Origin of the sequence: Rhodoplanes roseus (genome assembly GCF_003258865.1) — a bacterium.
GTDB classification, from domain to species: Bacteria; Pseudomonadota; Alphaproteobacteria; order Rhizobiales; family Xanthobacteraceae; genus Rhodoplanes; species Rhodoplanes roseus.
On sequence record NZ_NPEX01000029.1, the window covers coordinates 1 to 16,636 of the forward strand.

At 69.2% G+C, this 16,636-nt stretch carries 17 protein-coding genes; 9 read left to right on the forward strand and 8 right to left on the reverse strand.

What is annotated here, in order from left to right; genetic code table 11:
• Window positions 1-52: 52 nt before the first annotated feature.
• Entirely contained in the window at window positions 53-1,057 is a 1,005-nt protein-coding gene (locus CH341_RS06485) for a zinc-binding dehydrogenase (protein WP_210208197.1), read from the reverse strand.
• Between the two features lie 215 nt (window positions 1,058-1,272).
• Here CH341_RS06485 and CH341_RS06490 point away from each other — a divergent pair, with 215 nt between their 5' ends.
• Window positions 1,273-2,871, forward strand: coding sequence for a UbiD family decarboxylase (locus tag CH341_RS06490; protein WP_111418219.1), 1,599 nt, complete (start codon window positions 1,273-1,275; stop codon window positions 2,869-2,871).
• Between the two features lie 320 nt (window positions 2,872-3,191).
• On the opposite strand, the gene CH341_RS06495 is transcribed toward CH341_RS06490, so the two are convergent.
• Window positions 3,192-3,956 (reverse strand): IclR family transcriptional regulator, encoded by a 765-nt coding sequence (locus tag CH341_RS06495; RefSeq protein WP_111418220.1) that lies wholly within the window; start codon window positions 3,954-3,956, stop codon window positions 3,192-3,194.
• Between the two features lie 243 nt (window positions 3,957-4,199).
• Here CH341_RS06495 and CH341_RS06500 point away from each other — a divergent pair, with 243 nt between their 5' ends.
• From CH341_RS06500 to CH341_RS06515, 4 genes are read left to right on the forward strand one after another with little or no spacing between them, the layout of a single operon-like run.
• Entirely contained in the window at window positions 4,200-5,282 is a 1,083-nt protein-coding gene (locus tag CH341_RS06500; protein ID WP_111418221.1) for a CobW family GTP-binding protein, read from the forward strand.
• Window positions 5,283-5,300: 18 nt separating this feature from the next.
• Entirely contained in the window at window positions 5,301-6,683 is a 1,383-nt protein-coding gene (locus tag CH341_RS06505; RefSeq protein ID WP_111418222.1) for a dihydroorotase, read from the forward strand.
• Window positions 6,684-6,699: 16 nt separating this feature from the next.
• A complete protein-coding gene (locus CH341_RS06510; protein ID WP_170149501.1) occupies window positions 6,700-7,482 on the forward strand; it encodes an ABC transporter permease in 783 nt (260 codons plus the stop codon).
• Window positions 7,479-8,270, forward strand: coding sequence for an ABC transporter ATP-binding protein (locus CH341_RS06515; RefSeq protein WP_111418224.1), 792 nt, complete (start codon window positions 7,479-7,481; stop codon window positions 8,268-8,270). Before CH341_RS06510 ends, CH341_RS06515 begins: the two co-directional genes overlap by 4 nt.
• Window positions 8,271-8,376: 106 nt before the next feature.
• Here CH341_RS06515 and CH341_RS06520 read toward each other — a convergent pair whose 3' ends face one another.
• Both CH341_RS06520 and CH341_RS06525 read right to left on the reverse strand, forming a co-directional pair.
• Entirely contained in the window at window positions 8,377-8,742 is a 366-nt protein-coding gene (locus tag CH341_RS06520) for a DUF805 domain-containing protein (RefSeq protein ID WP_111418225.1), read from the reverse strand.
• Window positions 8,743-8,828: 86 nt separating this feature from the next.
• Window positions 8,829-9,572: a sulfite exporter TauE/SafE family protein gene (locus CH341_RS06525; RefSeq protein WP_111418226.1), complete on the reverse strand. Its 744-nt coding sequence runs from the start codon at window positions 9,570-9,572 to the stop codon at window positions 8,829-8,831.
• 110 nt (window positions 9,573-9,682) lie between these two features.
• Between CH341_RS06525 and CH341_RS06530 the strand changes: the two genes are divergently transcribed.
• The gene (locus tag CH341_RS06530; protein ID WP_111418227.1) at window positions 9,683-10,579 is read left to right on the forward strand and encodes a LysR family transcriptional regulator; all 897 of its coding nucleotides are present in this window, start codon (window positions 9,683-9,685) and stop codon (window positions 10,577-10,579) included.
• 8 nt (window positions 10,580-10,587) lie between these two features.
• Here CH341_RS06530 and CH341_RS06535 read toward each other — a convergent pair whose 3' ends face one another.
• Genes CH341_RS06535 through fliL form a run of 4 tightly spaced genes read right to left on the reverse strand, consistent with a single transcriptional unit; the run spans window position 10,588 to window position 13,591 of the window.
• On the reverse strand, window positions 10,588-11,409 hold the full coding sequence (locus CH341_RS06535; protein WP_111418228.1) for a MotE family protein: 822 nt from the start codon (window positions 11,407-11,409) through the stop codon (window positions 10,588-10,590).
• Complete coding sequence (locus CH341_RS06540) at window positions 11,406-11,861, reverse strand: DUF6468 domain-containing protein (protein WP_111418229.1); 456 nt, start codon at window positions 11,859-11,861, stop codon at window positions 11,406-11,408. The genes CH341_RS06535 and CH341_RS06540 overlap by 4 nt, the downstream gene beginning before the upstream one ends.
• Complete coding sequence (gene fliM, locus CH341_RS06545) at window positions 11,858-13,057, reverse strand: flagellar motor switch protein FliM (protein WP_111418230.1); 1,200 nt, start codon at window positions 13,055-13,057, stop codon at window positions 11,858-11,860. Before fliM ends, CH341_RS06540 begins: the two co-directional genes overlap by 4 nt.
• Before the next feature lie 18 nt (window positions 13,058-13,075).
• Complete coding sequence (gene fliL / locus CH341_RS06550; protein WP_111418231.1) at window positions 13,076-13,591, reverse strand: flagellar basal body-associated protein FliL; 516 nt, start codon at window positions 13,589-13,591, stop codon at window positions 13,076-13,078.
• 355 nt (window positions 13,592-13,946) lie between these two features.
• On the opposite strand from fliL, the gene flgF reads away from it, so the two are divergent.
• Genes flgF through flgA form a run of 3 tightly spaced genes read left to right on the forward strand, consistent with a single transcriptional unit; the run spans window position 13,947 to window position 16,634 of the window.
• A complete protein-coding gene (gene flgF, locus CH341_RS06555; RefSeq protein ID WP_111418232.1) occupies window positions 13,947-14,717 on the forward strand; it encodes a flagellar basal-body rod protein FlgF in 771 nt (256 codons plus the stop codon).
• Between the two features lie 19 nt (window positions 14,718-14,736).
• Entirely contained in the window at window positions 14,737-15,528 is a 792-nt protein-coding gene (gene flgG / locus CH341_RS06560; RefSeq protein WP_111418233.1) for a flagellar basal-body rod protein FlgG, read from the forward strand.
• An 11-nt stretch (window positions 15,529-15,539) separates the two neighbouring features.
• Entirely contained in the window at window positions 15,540-16,634 is a 1,095-nt protein-coding gene (gene flgA / locus CH341_RS06565) for a flagellar basal body P-ring formation chaperone FlgA (protein ID WP_111418234.1), read from the forward strand.
• The last annotated feature ends 2 nt before the right edge of the window (window positions 16,635-16,636 follow it).

A 16,636-nucleotide genomic window follows, 5' to 3' on the forward strand; every position in this document is an offset into this window, starting at 1 on the left:
TATCGCGCGCCCCGACCCTCCCCCTCCAGGGGAGGGTGAAGGAGACGGAGCCTCACGGCGTGATCACCACCTTGCCGATCACCTCGCGGTCCTGGATCAGCCGCAGGCCCTCGCGAGCCTGATCGAGCGGCAGCACCGTGTCGATCACCGGGGCGAGCTTCTTCTCGGCGATCAGGCCCATCAGCGCGGCGAGGTCGTCGTCGTAGAAGCTGTTGGAGCCGATGATCTTCAGCTCGAAGCTCCAGATGTAGCGCAGATCCTCCTTCGGATCGTGCCCCGCCGTGGCGCCGCAGACCAGGATCTTGCCGCCGCGCTTCACGCATTTCAGCGACGGCGCCCAGGTGTCGCCGCCGGTGAAGTTGATCACCACGTCGACGCCGCCCTCGTAGGTGCGGCGCTGCGGCTTGCCGTAGCGCTCCACCGCCCACTTCGAGAAGTCGGTCTTGGTGTAGTCGATGGTGTGGTCGGCGCCCATCTCGGAGAGGCGCTTGAGCTTGCTGTCGCTCGACGCGCAGGCGATCACCTCGGCGCCCAGCATCTTGGCGAGGATGACGCAGCCGGTGCCGACGCCTCCGGAGGCCCCGAGCACGACCACCTTCTCGCCCGCCTTGACGGTGTCGTGGGTGATCAGCATGCGGTGCGCCGTGCCGTACGCGACCGGCAGCGCCGCGGCCTGCTCGAACGACACGTCGGCCGGCATCGCGATGAGCTGCTCGGCCGACACCAGGCAGTACTCCGCCATGCCGCCGTCGAGCATCTCGCCCATCAGGCCCTTCTTCTTGTTGAGCGGATTGACCAGCACGCGGTCGCCCGCCTTCCAGCCGGTGACGCCGGGCCCCACCTCGGCGATCTCGCCGGCCATGTCGAGGCCGATCACCACGGGCAGCGGCACCTTGATGCCGGGCATGCCGCGGACCGTGAAGACGTCGTGGTAATTGAACGAGGAGGCGCGCACGCGAATGACGACGTGCCCCTCCGTGACGGTCGGCCGCGGATGGTCGGTCACGTATTCGAGGTCGTCCAGACTGCCGTGCCGCCGCAGCACAAGAGCTCGCATCGTCCCGCTCAAAGCTTTCGTCTCCTTTTCGTCGTCGTTGGCGCGTTCCGGGCCCCTTGATTAACCCAGACAGCCTGATATGCAAAGTGTGCCGCGAAGCGGCACGGATCTGGCTTCGGAGGGTGCGCCGTCGCCCGGTCGTTCGGTTCTACGATCGCGGCGCGCGGTCGTCGACACAAGGTTGCGTCCGCCCCCCAGAAATTCCGGAGCCCAGCATGCAAGAGACGTTCCGACAGTTCCTCGATCGGCTCCGCGAAGCCGACGAGCTGGTCGATCTTCGCCAGCCCGTGGACATCCGCCACATCGCCACCCTGGTCGATCAGTCGGACAAGGCGCTCTTCTTCCACGACGTGATCGGTTACCCGACGCCCGTCGTCTCGGGCATCATCCGTACGCAACGCCGCGCCATGTTGTCGCTGCAGTCGGGCAGCTACCGCGAGATCGAGGACAAGCTGAAGACCGCGATCGACCGGCCGATCCCGCCCGAGCGGGTCGACACCTCGCCCACCCGCGAGGTGGTGATGAAGGGCGACGAGGTCGACCTCTTCAAGCTGCCGATCCCGATGTCGTCGATCTACGACGGCGGTCCGATGATCACGGCCGGCGTGGTGATCGCCAAGGATCCGGAGCTCGGCTTCAACAGCGGCATCTACCGGTTCATCGTCAAGGAGAAGAACCTCACGGGCATCGACATCGTCACGCCCAACAACATGCGGCTGTTCGCCGACCGGGCATTCAAGGCGGGGCGCCCCTGCCCGATCTCGATCAGCATCGGCACCCATCCGTACGAGATCATGGGCTCGGGCTTTCGCGCGCCGCTCGGCGTCGACGAGATGGCGATCGCCGGCGGCCTGCGCGGCGCGCCCGTGCAGCTCGCCCCGTGCGAGACCATCGACGTGCCCTACATCGCCGACGCCGAGATCGTGCTGGAGGCCGAGATCCTGCCGACCGGCTGGTCCTGGCCGGAGGGCCGCTTCGGCGAGTTCACCCGGCTGATGGGCGGGCTGCACTGGAATCCGCTGGTGCGCATCAAGGCCGTCGCGATGCGGCGCGACGCGGTCTACTACTCGCTGCACATGCCGTGGGAGAACACCTGGCTGGCGGCGCCCACCCGCTACGCGGCGATCCGCCAGGCGCTGAAGACCGCCGGCGTCACCGTGAAGGACATCAATGTCACGCTGGGCGGCTGCGCCTTCTGGCATGCCGTGATCTCGATCAAGAAGCAGGCCGGTGAAGGCAAGAACGCCCTGATGGCGGCGCTCTCCGTGATGGATCTCAAGCACGTCGTGGTGGTCGACGACGATATCGACGTGTTCGATCCGGCCGAGGTCGAGTGGGCCATCGCGACCCGGGTGCAGGCCGACCGCGACGTGATGATCATCGCCAATGCGCGGGCGAAGCCGCTCGATCCCAGCCTGCTGCCGATGCCTCCGGGCGTCGTGCCGACCGGCGCCAAGATGGGCATCGACGCGACGATCCCGGAATACGCGCAGCGCGAGGCCTACGAGCGCATCACCTACGCCTATGCGGACACCGCCAAGATCGACGACTACGTGTCGGGCAAGGCGGATCCGGCCGGCGAGAGCGGCGGCGACAACGAGGTGGCGCGGCTCGCCGACGCGATCCTGGAGAAGATCGCGGTCGAGCCGATGTACTACACCGACATCGCCGAGGCGTTCGCGAGCTACAATTTCCAGACGGTCGCCCGCGCCCTCGGGCACCTGCACACGACCGAGCGCCTGTGGCAGGACAAGACCGGCCGCATGTGCGTGCGCGGCTCCGCCTTCGCGGCCAAGCCGCCGGGGGCGCGGTAGGAGCACCCCGTCCGCGGGAACCGTCCGGGGGAAAGCCCGAAGCCCCTCCTCCGTCGTGCTCCGCGCAGGCGAGGCTTTGCATAATCCCTCCGTCGTCCCGGGGCGGCGCGACGCGCCGAGCCCGGGACCCATCACCCCTGTCGATCGTGAGCCAGCGGCACCGGGGCTATGGATTCCGGGCTCGCGGGCTGCGTCCGCGCCCCGGAATGACGAGTTATGAAAAGCCCTCGCCTGCACGGACGACGACCGAGGGGCGGTGCCGGTCCGCCTCGTCCAGACGCCGAGGGAGAGGAGCCCGGCCACGACGGGCTGCGAAAGCCTCAGCGCGGCGTGGTGATGCTGTCGCGCGAGATCCGCTGCGTGATCAGCTCGGCCGACCGCCGCAGGTCCGGAACGAAGGCCTCGATGCGGGTGCGGCCGAGCACCGAGGATGTGACCACCAGGCTGATGCCGGCGATCGCCTGGCCGTTGCGGAAGATCGGCGCGGCGAGGCCGATCCGCCCCTGCGCGACCTCGGAATCCGTGATGGCGTAGCCGACCCGCCGGATCTCGCGCATCTGCGCCTTGAAAGCCTCCCAGGTCCCCGGCCCGGTGGCGCGGATCTCGGCCTCGTTGGCCAGATAGGCGGCCTTCAGCAGCCGATCCGGCAGGAAGGCGAGGACCGCCTTGGAGCTCGCCCCGACGAACATCGGCATGGCGACGCCGCGCTCGTAGGTGGTCTCGGCGAAGGGCTCGCGCCCGCGCACCTCGTGGACGCACATGACGCATTCGCGGAAGCGCCGGCACAGCACGATGGTGCCGCGCTCGCCCACCACGGCCAGCAGGTCCCGCATCACCGGATCGGCGATCAGGCTCAGCCGATCGCTCTGGCGCAGCAGGCGGTCGTAGCGGATGAAGGCCGGCCCCAGCGTGTAGCCGGCGCCCGCCACCGGATCGAGGAATCCCGCCTTCACCAGCGCCCGCACGCTGCGATAGGCCGTGCTGGTCGAGAGTTTCAGGCCGCGTGCGATCGAATCGACGGTCAGAACCGGGCCGCCGGTCTCGAACAGCTGAAGGACGGCGAGGATGCGGGCCGGACCGTTCATGGCGTCTTTCGCGTCAGGTGCACGTATTTGCAGCTTTTGACTATACACAGATTTGACATATAGTGACAACTCTGCTGCTTTGACGAAAATCGTCAGAGTTCCATCCGAAGGAGGCTCCCCCCTTGCGAGCTGAGTTCCCGCCGACGATCGCCCAATTCATGCTCGCCCGAAAGGGCGGCACGACGGCGGCCCCGGTCCGGACCGGCCGCCGGGAGCCGCTTCGGCCCTGGGTGGACTAGGATCATGCCCGAGACGCGAGACGAGCGCCTGCCCGTCATGCTGCTGACCGGCTTTCTCGGCAGCGGCAAGACCACGCTGCTGAACGCCTGGCTGCGGACCACCGACCTGGCCGGCGCCGCCGTGATCGTCAACGAGTTCGGCGAGGTCGGCATCGACCACGCCCTGATCGCGGCGAGCAGCGACAACACCATCGAGCTGTCCACCGGGTGCCTGTGCTGCACGGTGCGGGGCGATCTCGTCGACACACTGCGCGAGCTGACCGAGAAGCGCGCCGCCGGCGAGGTCCGCGAATTCGACCGCGTCGTCATCGAGACCACTGGGCTTGCCGATCCGGCGCCCGTGATCCAGGCGCTGATGACCATGCCGGTCGCCACCCGCTACCGGCTCGCCCAGGTGGTCACCACGGTCGACGCCGTGAACGGGCTCGACACGCTGGAGCGGCAGCCGGAGGCGCTGAAGCAGGCCGCCGTCGCCGACGAGGTGGTGATCACCAAGACCGACCTGCCCGGCGCCGCCGAGGGCCGCGAGGCGCTCGCCGCCCGCATCGCCGCGCTCAATCCCGGCGCCCGCCTGCACGTGTCGCAGCCGGACCGCATGCCGCTGCCCTCCGAGCTCGTCCAGACCGACATCTACGATCCCGCCACCAAGAGCGCCGACGTGCTCGCCTGGCTCAACGCCGAGGCCTACGAGGGCGGGCACGGCCATCACGGCGGCCACGCGCACGGCCATCACCACCACGACGTCAATCGCCACGACGCCCGGATCGGCTCGTTCTGCCTCACCTATGCGGAGCCGCTGGAGTGGGAGCACGTCGCCGCCTGGCTCGACTCCCTGGTGATGGCGCACGGCGCCGACCTGCTGCGGGTCAAGGGCATCCTCGACATCGCCGGCGAGTCCCGCCCGGTCGTGCTGCAGGCCGTGCAGCACCTGTTCCATCCGCCGGCCGTCCTGCCCGCCTGGCCGACCGCCGAGCGCAAGTCGCAGATCGTCTTCATCACCCGCGGCCTGTCGCGGGACTTCGTGGCCGAGGTGCTCGAGACCGTAAGCAAGCGCCGCCCGGCCTCGCCTCCTCCACTGTCGAACTGATCGAACCGGGAGCATCCCATGGACTGCGTCGTCAAGAACGGCCTGCTGATCACCGCGAAAGGCAAGGGCCGCACCTCCATCGGCATCAGGAACGGCCAGATCGCCGGGCTGTACGAGCCGGGCCAGGAGCCGGCCGCGACCGAGACCATCGACGCCTCGGGCCTCGCCGTCATCCCGGGCGTCATCGACATGCACTCGCATCACCGCCAGGGCAGCGAGCCGGGCTTCGAGTACAAGGACACGATCTACACCTCGACGATGCAGTGCGCCGCCGGCGGCGTGACCACCTCGGTCGCCATGCCGAACGTGACGCCGCCGCCCAACAGCCTCGACCTCCTGAAGAAGCAGTTCGCCATCTACGAGCGCGACGCGATCGTCGACTGGAACTTCAACCCGGCCCCGACCATCGCGGAGGAGGTTCCGCGCATGGCCGACCAGGGCATCGCCGCCTTCAAGATCTTCATGGTGGTGGACACCGGCCGCTCCTATCCGCACATGCCGGGCATCGGCGTGCACGACCACGGCAAGATCCTCGAGATCATGAAGCACTGCGCCGAGGTCGACATCCCGTTGATGGTGCATCCGCACGACCAGGCGCTGATGGACGTCATCGAGAAGGATTTCTGGGAGCGCCAGCAGCGCGACGCGCTCGCCTACGCCAAGGCCTATGCGGCGCATGACGGCGTCATCTGGGAGACCGCCATCGCCACGCTGCTGCGCCTGCAGAAGGCCTCCGGCTGCCGGCTCCACATCCTGCACACCCAGACCTCGGGCAGCGTCGACCTGATCCGCCGTGCCAAGGCCGAGGGCCAGAAGGTGACGTGCGAGATCAACCCGTGGGCGCTGTTCCTCGGCTGCGACTGGGGCGCCATCCAGCGGCTCGGCTCCTACGCCCTCTCCTACTGGGTGCCGGAGAAGAACGTGCCGAGCCTGTGGGAAGGCCTCACCGACGGCACCATCGACATCGTCGCCACCGACCACGCCCCGCACACCCGCGAGGAGAAGGAGATCGGCTGGCAGGACGGCTGGAAGGCGCACACCGGCACGCCCTCGACGCAGTTCTACGTCAGCATGTTCCTGACCGCGGCGCTGGAGGGCAAGTTCCCGATCGAGCGCGCCGTCGAGGCGATGTCGACCCGGCCGGCCAAGCTGTTCGGCCTGGAGCGCAAGGGCGACGTGATGCCGGGCTACGACGCCGACCTGGTGCTGGTCGATCTCGACAAGGAATACGAGATCAAAGACGCCGACGTGCTGAGCCTCACCGGCTGGTCGCCCTATGCGGGCCGCCGCTTCAAGGCCAAGCCGGTGCGCACGCTGGTGCGCGGGCGTACCGTCTATGTCGACGGCAAGGTGGTGGGCGAGAAGGGCTGGGGCAAGCAGGCCCGCGCCCGCTACGCGTAAGCCGACGGAGCTCCCGGTGCGACAACTCTACGAATTCCTCGAGCAGGACAACCGGTCGGCCGGATTCGCCCGGGTGGCGATCTCGACGCTGGCCGTGCTCCTCGTCTGGCAGCTGGTGTCCATGCTGGTCACCAACCGCCTGCTGCTGGTGCCGCCCGCCGAAGTGGCGGCGGCCCTGGTCAAGGAGGTCGAATCGGGAGCGATGTGGACCAACGCCGTCGCGACCGTGACGGCGGTGGTCACCTCCTTCATCGTGTCGGTCGCGATCGGCGTCGCGGTCGGCCTCGCGCTGGCGTCGAGCCGGGTGCTCTCGCTCACCGGCGGCCCGGTGCTCAGCGCGCTCAACTCGGTGCCGATCATCGCCCTGGCGCCGCTGTTCATCGCCTGGCTCGGGCTCGGCTTCGCGTCGAAATTCGTGCTGGTGATCATGGTCGCGGTGTTCCCCGTGGTGGTGACCACCGAGGCCGGGCTGCGCGCCACCGACAAGCAGCTCGTCGAGGCGGCGCGCTCGTTCAACGCCACGCCACTGCAGATCTTCTCGACCGTGACGTTTCCCTACGCCCTGCCCTTCATCGTCAGCGGCATACGGGTCGCCTGGGCACGCGCGCTGGTCGGCATCGTGGTCGCCGAGTTCTTCGGATCCTTCGCCGGCTTCGGCTTCGCGATCCTGTCGGCGAGCCAGACCTTCGATACCGCCCGCGTGCTCGGCTACGTGATCATGCTGGGCGCGATGGGCCTGATCGGCAGCGTGCTGTTCGCGACGCTGGAGCGGCGGCTCGCACCTTGGAGGCAGGAATGAGCGACGCGATCCGTCTGAAGGTCGAGAAGATCGACAAGGTCTTCAAGCGGCGCGACAAGCCCTCCGTCGAGGCGCTGCGCAGCATCGACATGTCGGTCGCCGAAGGCGAGTTCGTATCCATCGTCGGGGCGAGCGGCAGCGGCAAGTCGACGCTCCTGCGCATCATCGACGGGCTGATCGCGCCGAGCGGCGGCCGCGTGCTGGTCGACGGCCGGGCCGTCGACAAGCCGGGGCCCGACCGCGCCATGGTGTTCCAGCAGGACTCGCTGCTGCCGTGGAAGACCGTGGTGGACAACGTCGCCTACGGTCTCACGCTCGCCGGCACCCGCCGGGCGGACGCCGAGAGGACGGCGCAGCGCTTCATCGACATCGCCGGCCTGCAGGGCTTCGAGCACCACTATCCGCACCAGCTCTCCGGCGGCATGCGGCAGCGCGTCAACGTCGCCCGGGCGCTCGCCGTCAATCCGAAGATCCTGCTGCTCGACGAGCCGTTCGCGGCACTCGACGCCCAGACCCGCGAGATCATGCAGACCGAGCTCCTGTCGATCTGGCAGGAGACCAGGAAGACCGTGCTGCTGATCACCCACCAGATCGACGAGGCGGTGTTCCTCTCCGACCGGGTGATCGTGTTCTCGGCCCGGCCCGGCACCATCCGCGAGGAGATCCCGGTCACGCTGCCGCGTCCGCGGACGCTGGAGCTGAAGCGCAGCCCCGCCTTCGTGGAGCTGGTCGATCACATCTGGAAGCTGATCGAGGCCGAGGTGCGGGCGGGCATCAAGCAGAGCTAGCGGCGCAGGACGGCACGAGGTCGGTCGGCACGAGGTCCGTCGCCCCGCGGTGAGACGCGCCCCGAAAGGAGCGCGTCTCGAACCATGCGGCCACGGCGCCGCCCGATCAGAACCGCTCCAGCGGGTCGGGCCCGAACCGGTTCGGGCCGGGCGTGCCGCGCATGCAGGCGAACACCAGCAGCACGATCGTGCCGATCACGGTGATCACCAGCAGCAGCCACCAGCCGGTGCGGTCGATGTCGTGCAGACGGCGCACGCCGACCGCGATCCCCGGCAAGAACAGAGCGAGCGAGGCGAGCGTGCTGGTCGGCGAAAAGCCGCTGGTGCCGAACAGGACGGCATCGATGATTCCGGTCGCGAGGCTGACCAGGACGGTGAACAGAACCCAGAACCAGTACTCGGACCGCGGGGCGCGGCCTTCGAACCCGACGTAATTTCGGAATCCGGACGCGATCGCTTCGCCGAAATTCATGGAATGCTCCGTTTGTTTCTGACCGAACAGAGCAAACACGGAGGCCGTGTCCTCGGCAACGGTTTTCTACCCGCCTGCACGCGGGCTCAGGCGGCGCTCCGCGCGAGCAGCCAGACGCCGAGCAGGAGGAGGCCCCAGAAGAACGTCGTGCGGAACGCCGGCTCGCTCACCCGCTCGCGCAGGACCCGGCCGAGCGCCATCCCGGCCGCCGCCGGCAGCAGCGCCGCGACCGACAGGCCGGCCAGCGCGGGATCGAGCAGCCGCTCCTGCATCAGCCCGGCGCCGAGCGCGACGGTCGACACCGTGAAGGACAGGCCGAGCGCCTGGACCAGGTCGTCCTTGCCGAGCCCGAGCGCCTGCAGCCACGGCACCGCCGGCAGCACGAACACGCCCGTGGTCGCGGTGACGAGGCCGGTCGCGAGCCCGACCAGCGGCCCGAGCCAGCGCTCCTGCGCCGGCGTCGGCGTCGGCAGCCGAATCTTCGCCAGCCCGACGGCACCGTAGGCGGTGAGCGCCGCCCCGAGCCCCGCCGCCGCCCAGGCCCCGGCGAGCCCGAACAGGCGCGAGCCCGCCAGCGTGCCGGCGACGACGCCGAGCAGCATCGGCCACAGCCGCCGGACCAGGGGACCCAGGCCGGCGCCGGCGAGCATCTGCCACGCATTGGTGACCAGCGACGGCACCACCAGCACGGCGGCCGCGGTCGCCGGCGGCAGCGCGAGGCCGAGCAGTCCCATGGCGATGGTCGGCAGGCCGAGGCCGATGGTGCCCTTCACGACCCCGGCGAGCAGGAACGTGACGGCACCGAGGAGAAGTGTCGCGGTGTGATCCATCCGCGGAGCTTGATCGAGCCGCACGCCCACGACAATCTGGATGTCGTCGCGTCAGCCTTCGGGACAGCCGAAGGCTCGCCGCACTCCGCGACTCCCGGCCGGAGGCCGCCATGCATCTCGACCTCACCGACCTGCGCCTGTTCGTCGCCGTCGCCGAGCGCGGCAGCATCACGGCCGGCGCCGCCCGGGCGCACCTCGCCCTCGCCTCGGCGAGCGCCCGGATCCGGACGCTGGAGACGACGCTCGGCACGACGCTGCTGGAGCGCGGCCGCCGCGGCGTGCGCCCCACCGCGGCCGGCGAGACGCTGCTGCACCGGGCCCGGCTGGTGCTCGCCGAGATCGCGGCCCTGAAGGGCGAGCTCGACGCGCAGGCGCGCGGCCTGTCGGGCCGCATCCGGCTGGTCAGCAACACGGTGGCGCTGGCCGAGCTCCTGCCGGACGTGCTGGCGCCCTGGCTGGCCGCCCATGCCGGCATCGACCTCGCCGTCGAGGAGCGGCCGAGCCCCGACGTGGTGCGCGACGTGATGGCCGGCCGGGCCGACATCGGGCTCGCCGCCGACAGCGTCGATCTCGGCGCGCTGGAGCGCTTTCCCTTCGCCATCGACCGGCTCGTGCTGGTGGTGCCGCGCGGGCACCGGCTGGCGCGGCTGCGCCGCATCGCCTTCGCGGATGCGGCGGCGGAGCCCTTCGTCGGGCTGGCCGGAGACAGCGCGCTGCAGCGCCACCTCGCCGGGCACGCGGCCCGTGCCGGCCGCCGGCTGGCCCTGCGGATCGCGGTGCAGGGGTTCGATGCGGTGTGCCGGATGGTCGAGGCCGGGATCGGCGTCGCCGTGGTGCCGGAGGTCGCGGCGGTCCGCTGCCGGCGCAGCATGGCGATCACCGCGGTCGCGCTCACCGACGGCTGGAGCGAGCGGCAGCTCGTAGTCGGCGTGCGCCGGATGGCCGAGCTGTCGCGGCCGGCCCGCACCCTCGTCGACCATCTGCGCGCTTCGGCACGGGCGGCCTGAACGGCGCCCTACTGGGTCCGCGACCGCCCCTCGATCTTCGGCAGCTCGCTCGCCGAGGGCGTGCGGACCGAGGCGGTGGCCCGGTGGGCGAGCTCGACGGTCAGCTTCTCGGCCGCCTCCGGCTGCATCAGCGCCATGATGTCCGACATGCGGCGCGGATTGATCTGCGTCGCCACGTCGAGCAGCACCTTCATCTCGAGCCGGTCGAAGATCTTCGCCGCGTCCTTGGCCCGCATGTTCTCGTACATGGTCACCAGGCTCTTGAAGCGCGCCGCCTCCGCCTCGTCCTTCTGCTGGGTCGCGACCTTGATGCGGTCCTCGACGTCCTTGAGCTCGTTCATGCGCAGCTCGAGCTGCTTCTCGGCCGAGCGCAGCAGGCTCTCGCGCACCTCGAGCTCGCGCGCCCGCGCCTCCAGCTCCTGCCGGCGCTCCTGCAGCCGCTCGAGGAGCGCCCGCTCGCCCGGCGGGATCGGGGGCTGCTGGATCGGAACGACCAGGCCGCCGGGGCTCGGTTCCGGGTCGGCCGGCTTCGCCTTCTTGTCCTCCGGCTTGTCGCCCTCCTTCGGCTTCGAAGGGGCCGAGCCCGTCACGATCTCGGGAACCGAGCCGGTGACGTCCGGATAGTTGAACATCTGCTTGGCCCACGATCCGCGCCCGGCGGCATCCGGGCCGGCGGGCGCGCCGCGATCGGCGGCGCCGGCCGGCTGCGTCTCGAAGCCGCCGGTCGGAATTCCTCCGTCCACCACGAAGCCCAGGATCTTGAGGGCCAGCAGGCAGACGGCCGCGAACAGCACGACCGGGATGAGCCGAAGCTCACGGATCAGGCTCATGCCGCGAGTCCCCTGGCGCGGGCCCGGCTGCGCTCGGCGAACGCCTGGGCCGCGGCGAGCATCGCCTTGGTCTCGGAGACGGGCGCTTCGGGCTCCGCCTCTTCGGGCTGCGGATCGGTCAGCGGCCGCGCCGCCACGACGATCTTGGCGAGGCGGTTGAGAACGACGTTGCCGGCGTCGATCTGGCGGTTGATGTCGGCGGCGAAGCGCTCGGCCGTGCGCAGCCGGTCACCGATGTTCTGATCGCACTCGCGCACCGTCACCTTGAGGCCGGCGATCGCGCGCTCGGCGATCTCGGTCGCGGTGATCAGCTCGGCGATGGTGGCCTTGAGCGCGTGCTCGTCGGCCTTGAGGCGGCGGAGCTGGCCGTTGAGCATCACGCAGTAGATGATGGTCAGCAGCAGCAGGACCGAGACCAGACCCTCGACTGCGAATCCGATCCAGTGTGTCACGTCGACGCCTCCAAACGTTTCGAGGATTCCCCGGCCGATTCGAACATTGCGAACGTCGTCTTCGGCCGTCTCAGTGGCTTTGCGACCCGCACCGCGACCTTGTCGCCGACCCGGCCCATGCGGGCCTCGGTGAGGGTGACGTTGTTGCAGCGGACGGTGACCAGCGCTTCCGGCTTGAGGTCGAGCGGCAGCGTGTCGCCGACGTCGAGCTCCATCAGCCGGCGCAGCGGGATGAAGGCCTCGTACAGCACCGCGTCGACCGAGATCTCGGCCTGGCCGATCTCGGTGGCGAGATGGCCTTCCCAGATCGGGTCGCGGCCGAGCTTGTCGCCCATGAACATCTGCAGCAGGACGTCACGGATCGGCTCGATGGTCGCGTAGGGCAGCAGCAGCTCGACGGTCCCGCCGCGATCCTCCATGTCGATGCGCAGACGCACCAGGATGGCGGCGTTGGCCGGGCGCGAGATCGCCGCGAAGCGCGGATTGGTCTCGAAGCGGTCGATGTTGAACTTCACCGGCGAGAGCGGCTTGAAGGCGAGCTCGGCGTCGGCGAGAATCACCTCGATCATGCGCTTGACCAGGTCGGTCTCGATGGTCGTGTAGGGCCGCCCCTCGACCCGCATGGTCGACTGGCCGCGACGGCCGCCGAGCAGCACGTCGATCATCGAGTAGATCAGGCCCGACGACACCGTGAAGAGCCCGTAATTCTCCCACTCCTCCGCCTTGAAGACGGCCAGGATCGCGGGCAGCGGGATCGAGTTGAGATAGTCGCCGAACCGCACCGAGGTGATCTGGTCGAGCGACACCTCGACGTTGTCGGAGGTGAAGTTGCGCAGGCTCGCCGTCATCAGCCGGACCAGCCGGTCGAAGACGATCTCGAGCATCGGCAGACGCTCGTAGGAGACCATCGCCGAGTCGATGATCGCCCGGATGCCCGAATTGTCGTTCAGCGTCACGTCGGAGAAGCTGAAGCCGAGCAGCGCGTCGATCTCTTCCTGGCCGAGGGTGCGCTCGGCGCTCGCCTTGCCGGAGCCGCCCTCGTTGGTCTCGTCGATGATGGCGGCCCACTGGGCGGCCATCTGCTCGTCGACCTGGCCTTCCTGGCTCTGGTTCGCCTCGCCCGGGGTCTCGTTCTCGAGCGCCAGCCCCCACTGTGCTGCGAGTGCGTCCTGGTCGACGGTCTGGTCAGGCGGCATGGCGCGGGCCCCGGCTCGTCACTGAACGACGATTTCTTTGAACAGCACCGCGTTCACGCGGTTCGGCGCGATCGAGGCGTTGACCCGGCGGGTCAGCTCCTCCTTCAGCCTGTAGAGGCCGGCCGAGCCGTCGAGATCGGTGGGACGCAGCTCGCGCAGATAGGTCTGGAACATGTCCAGGAGGCGCGGCATCAGCGGCGTCAGCTGCTCCTTGAGCTTGGCGTCGGGCAGCTCGAGGACCACCTTCACCTTGAGATACTGGGTGCGCTCGTTGTTGGCGCCCGACAGGTTGACCAGCACGTCCGGCACGTCGAAGAACACGGCCGGCTTGGCGACCGGTGCGGCCGCCGCCTGCTCGGCGTGATTGCCGCCGTGGGAGAAGAAGACCTTGTAGGCTCCGAACCCGCCGCCGCCGAGGAGCAGCACGGCGCCGCCGGCGATCGCGATCAGCTTGATCGGCAACTTTCCCTTGGCCGGCTTCTCGCCGTCGTCCGGCGCCGCATCGGCGTCCTGATCGGTTTTCTTGCCCGCCATCGCAGTGCCCCTGATCGTCTTTCGCTGGTCCGCGGAGAGCCCGGATCCGCCGCCCGAGTCGATCAGGTTCTCGCGGCTCCGGCCTCCCGATCACACTAGGGGCCAAATGGTTAACGGAAGCTTTCCAGACCCCCTTTGGTACGGCACATTTTGCCGGGTCGGTGTCCGGCCGGGCGCATCTTGCCGCCCCGTTGACCCTTCCCTAACCATCTATTTCGTTGTTTTTCTTCGATAAATCGCTCTGGCACGCCGGCTGCTTCGAAGACGGCCTAGCGACGGCTTGGGAGAGCCGCCGCGACGGGATGCCGGAGCGCCGCTTGGGAGAGCGTCGCCCCGGATGACGGGGAGAGGACCGATGGCGAACGCAGCTCTCGTCGGGCTGTCGTCGCAGATGGCGTTGAGCCGCGAGCTCGATTCCATCGCGAACAACATAGCCAACACCAACACGACCGGCTTCAAGTCGGACCGCGTGGTGTTCCAGGAATACCTCTCGCCGGTGGCGCGAGAGAATCGCTTCGGCGGCAACGACCGGGTGATGCGCTTCGTCGAGGACGGAGCGAGCTGGCGCGACTACAGCCAAGGTGCGATCCAGCAGACCGGCAACCCGCTGGACGTGGCGATCGACGGCAACGCCTTCCTGGTGGTCCAGACCCCCAACGGCGAGCGCTACACCCGCGGCGGCGCGCTCCAGATCAACAACCAGGGCCAGCTGGTGACGCTGGACGGCTCGCCCGTCCTGGGCGACGGCGGCCCGATCGTCTTCCAGCAGCTCGACCGCGGCATCTCGATCACGCCGGACGGCAGGATCACGGCGATGCAGGGCGCCGAGAAGATGCTCGACTCGCAACGCGGCCGGCTCCGGCTGGTCAGCTTCGCCCAGCCGCAGCTCCTCCAGAAGGAAGGCATCAACCTGTACTCGGCGCCGGCCGCCGCCGGGCTCCAGCAGGCCGGCTACCCGAACAAGGTCGTGCAGGGCGCGGTCGAGAAGTCGAACGTCAACAGCGTGATCGAGATGACCCGCATGATCGAGATCACGCGCGCCTACTCGCACATCTCGAACCTGCTGTCCCAGCACAACGACCTGCGAAAGTCGGCGATCGAGCGTCTCGCCGACGTCCCGACCTGACCCCTGAGGAGATCATACCGTGCGAGCACTCAACACCGCTGCCACCGGAATGGCCGCCCAGGAACTCAACGTCCAGGTCATCTCGAACAACATCGCGAACATGCGCACGACCGGCTACAAGCGCCAGCGTGCGGAGTTCCAGGACCTGCTCTACGAGCACGTCCGCCGCATCGGCACCCAGACCTCCGACCAGGGCAACATCCTGCCGGTCGGCATCGATCTGGGATCCGGCGTCAGGACGGTGGGCACGCCCCGCATCATGACGCAGGGCACGCTCTCGCAGACGAGCGGCGACCTCGACATCGCGGTCCGCGGCGAAGGCTTCTTCAAGATCCAGCTTCCCGACGGCACCTACGCCTACACGCGGGACGGATCCTTCGAGAAGGACGCGCAGGGCCGCATGGTGACGGCGCAGGGCTACCTGGTGCAGCCCGGCATCACCATCCCGACCAACGCGACGGCCGTCACGGTCAACACGCAGGGCCAGGTCTCGGTGACGATCCCGGGCACCACTACGGCCCAGGTGGTCGGCACCCTGACGCTGAGCCGGTTCATCAACAAGGCGGGACTGCAGCCGATCGGCGACAACCTGTTCACCGAGACGACCGCGTCCGGCACGCCCCTCGACGGCACCGCCACCAACGACGGCTACGGCGACATCCTGCAGGGCTATCTCGAGCAGGCGAACGTCGAGGTGGTGACCGAGATCTCGGACCTGATCGCCGCGCAGCGTGCCTACGAGATGAACGCCAAGGTGATCTCGGCGACCGACTCGATGCTGCAGACCGGCACCAACATGATGCGGTCGTGAGGATCCTGATCATGACCCGCCACGCGCTCGCCATCGTTCTCGCCGCCGCCGTCCTGGCGCCGTCGGGCCAGTCCGCCCGCGCCGACGACACCGTCCTGGCCCGCATCGCCCTCGCCGAGGCGGCGCTCGCCCGAACCAGCAGCCTCGGCGAGATCCGCTCCGTCCCGAAGCTCAAGCGTGCCGTCACGGTCAAGGATCCGCTGGTGCGGATCGGCGACCTCGTCGACCACGCGGGCTCGCTCGCCGGCGTTCCGGTGTTCCGGGCGCCCGACATCGGCACCACCGGCATCGTCTCGGCCAACCAGGTGATGGAGGCGCTGCGCCCCTACCGGATGTTCCGGGTCGACCTCGGCGACGTCGCCGAGATCGAGGTGACGCGGGCCGGACGCGTGTTCACGTCCGGCGAGATCCACGCCCGCATCCTGCAGGCCTATTCGGGCCAGTACGGCCTCGGCGATGCCGCCAACCTCTCGCTCACGGTCGAGCGCGACATCCGCGCCTTCGCCGTGGAGGCCTCGTCGAGCGGCGAGCTGGTGGTTCAGCGGTCGAGCTACGATCCGCGCAGCAACCGGTTCGACATCACCTTCGAGGTGCCGGGCAGCTTCGCGGCACGCCGCATTCCGCTGCGCTTCACCGGAACGCTGCTCGAGATGGTGGAGACCGTGACGGCGGCCCGTTCGATGCAACGCGGCGAGACCATCAAGGCCACGGACGTCGTCGTCGAGCGGCGGCCCAAGACCGAGGTTCCGACCGATTCCATGACGGTGGGCGACCGGGTCGCCGGGTTCGCGGTCCGCCAGTCGCTGCGCAGCGGCCAGCCGATCCGGCGCAACGACCTGATGAAGCCCGATCTGGTGCGACGCGACGAGACCGTGACGCTGATCTACGAGGCGCCCGGCCTGCTGCTGACCACCCGCGGCAAGGCGCTCGAGGCGGGCGCCGAGGGCGACACGGTCTCGATCGTCAACCAGCAGTCCAAGCGGACCGTGCAGGGCGTCGTGTCCGGCCCGGGTCAGGTCACGATGGTCTCCAACAAGCCGCACGTGGTCGCGGCCGCGAGCCTGGATCCGGCCGCCGCGCCGCGAACCGCGCCGAAGCCCGAGTGAGG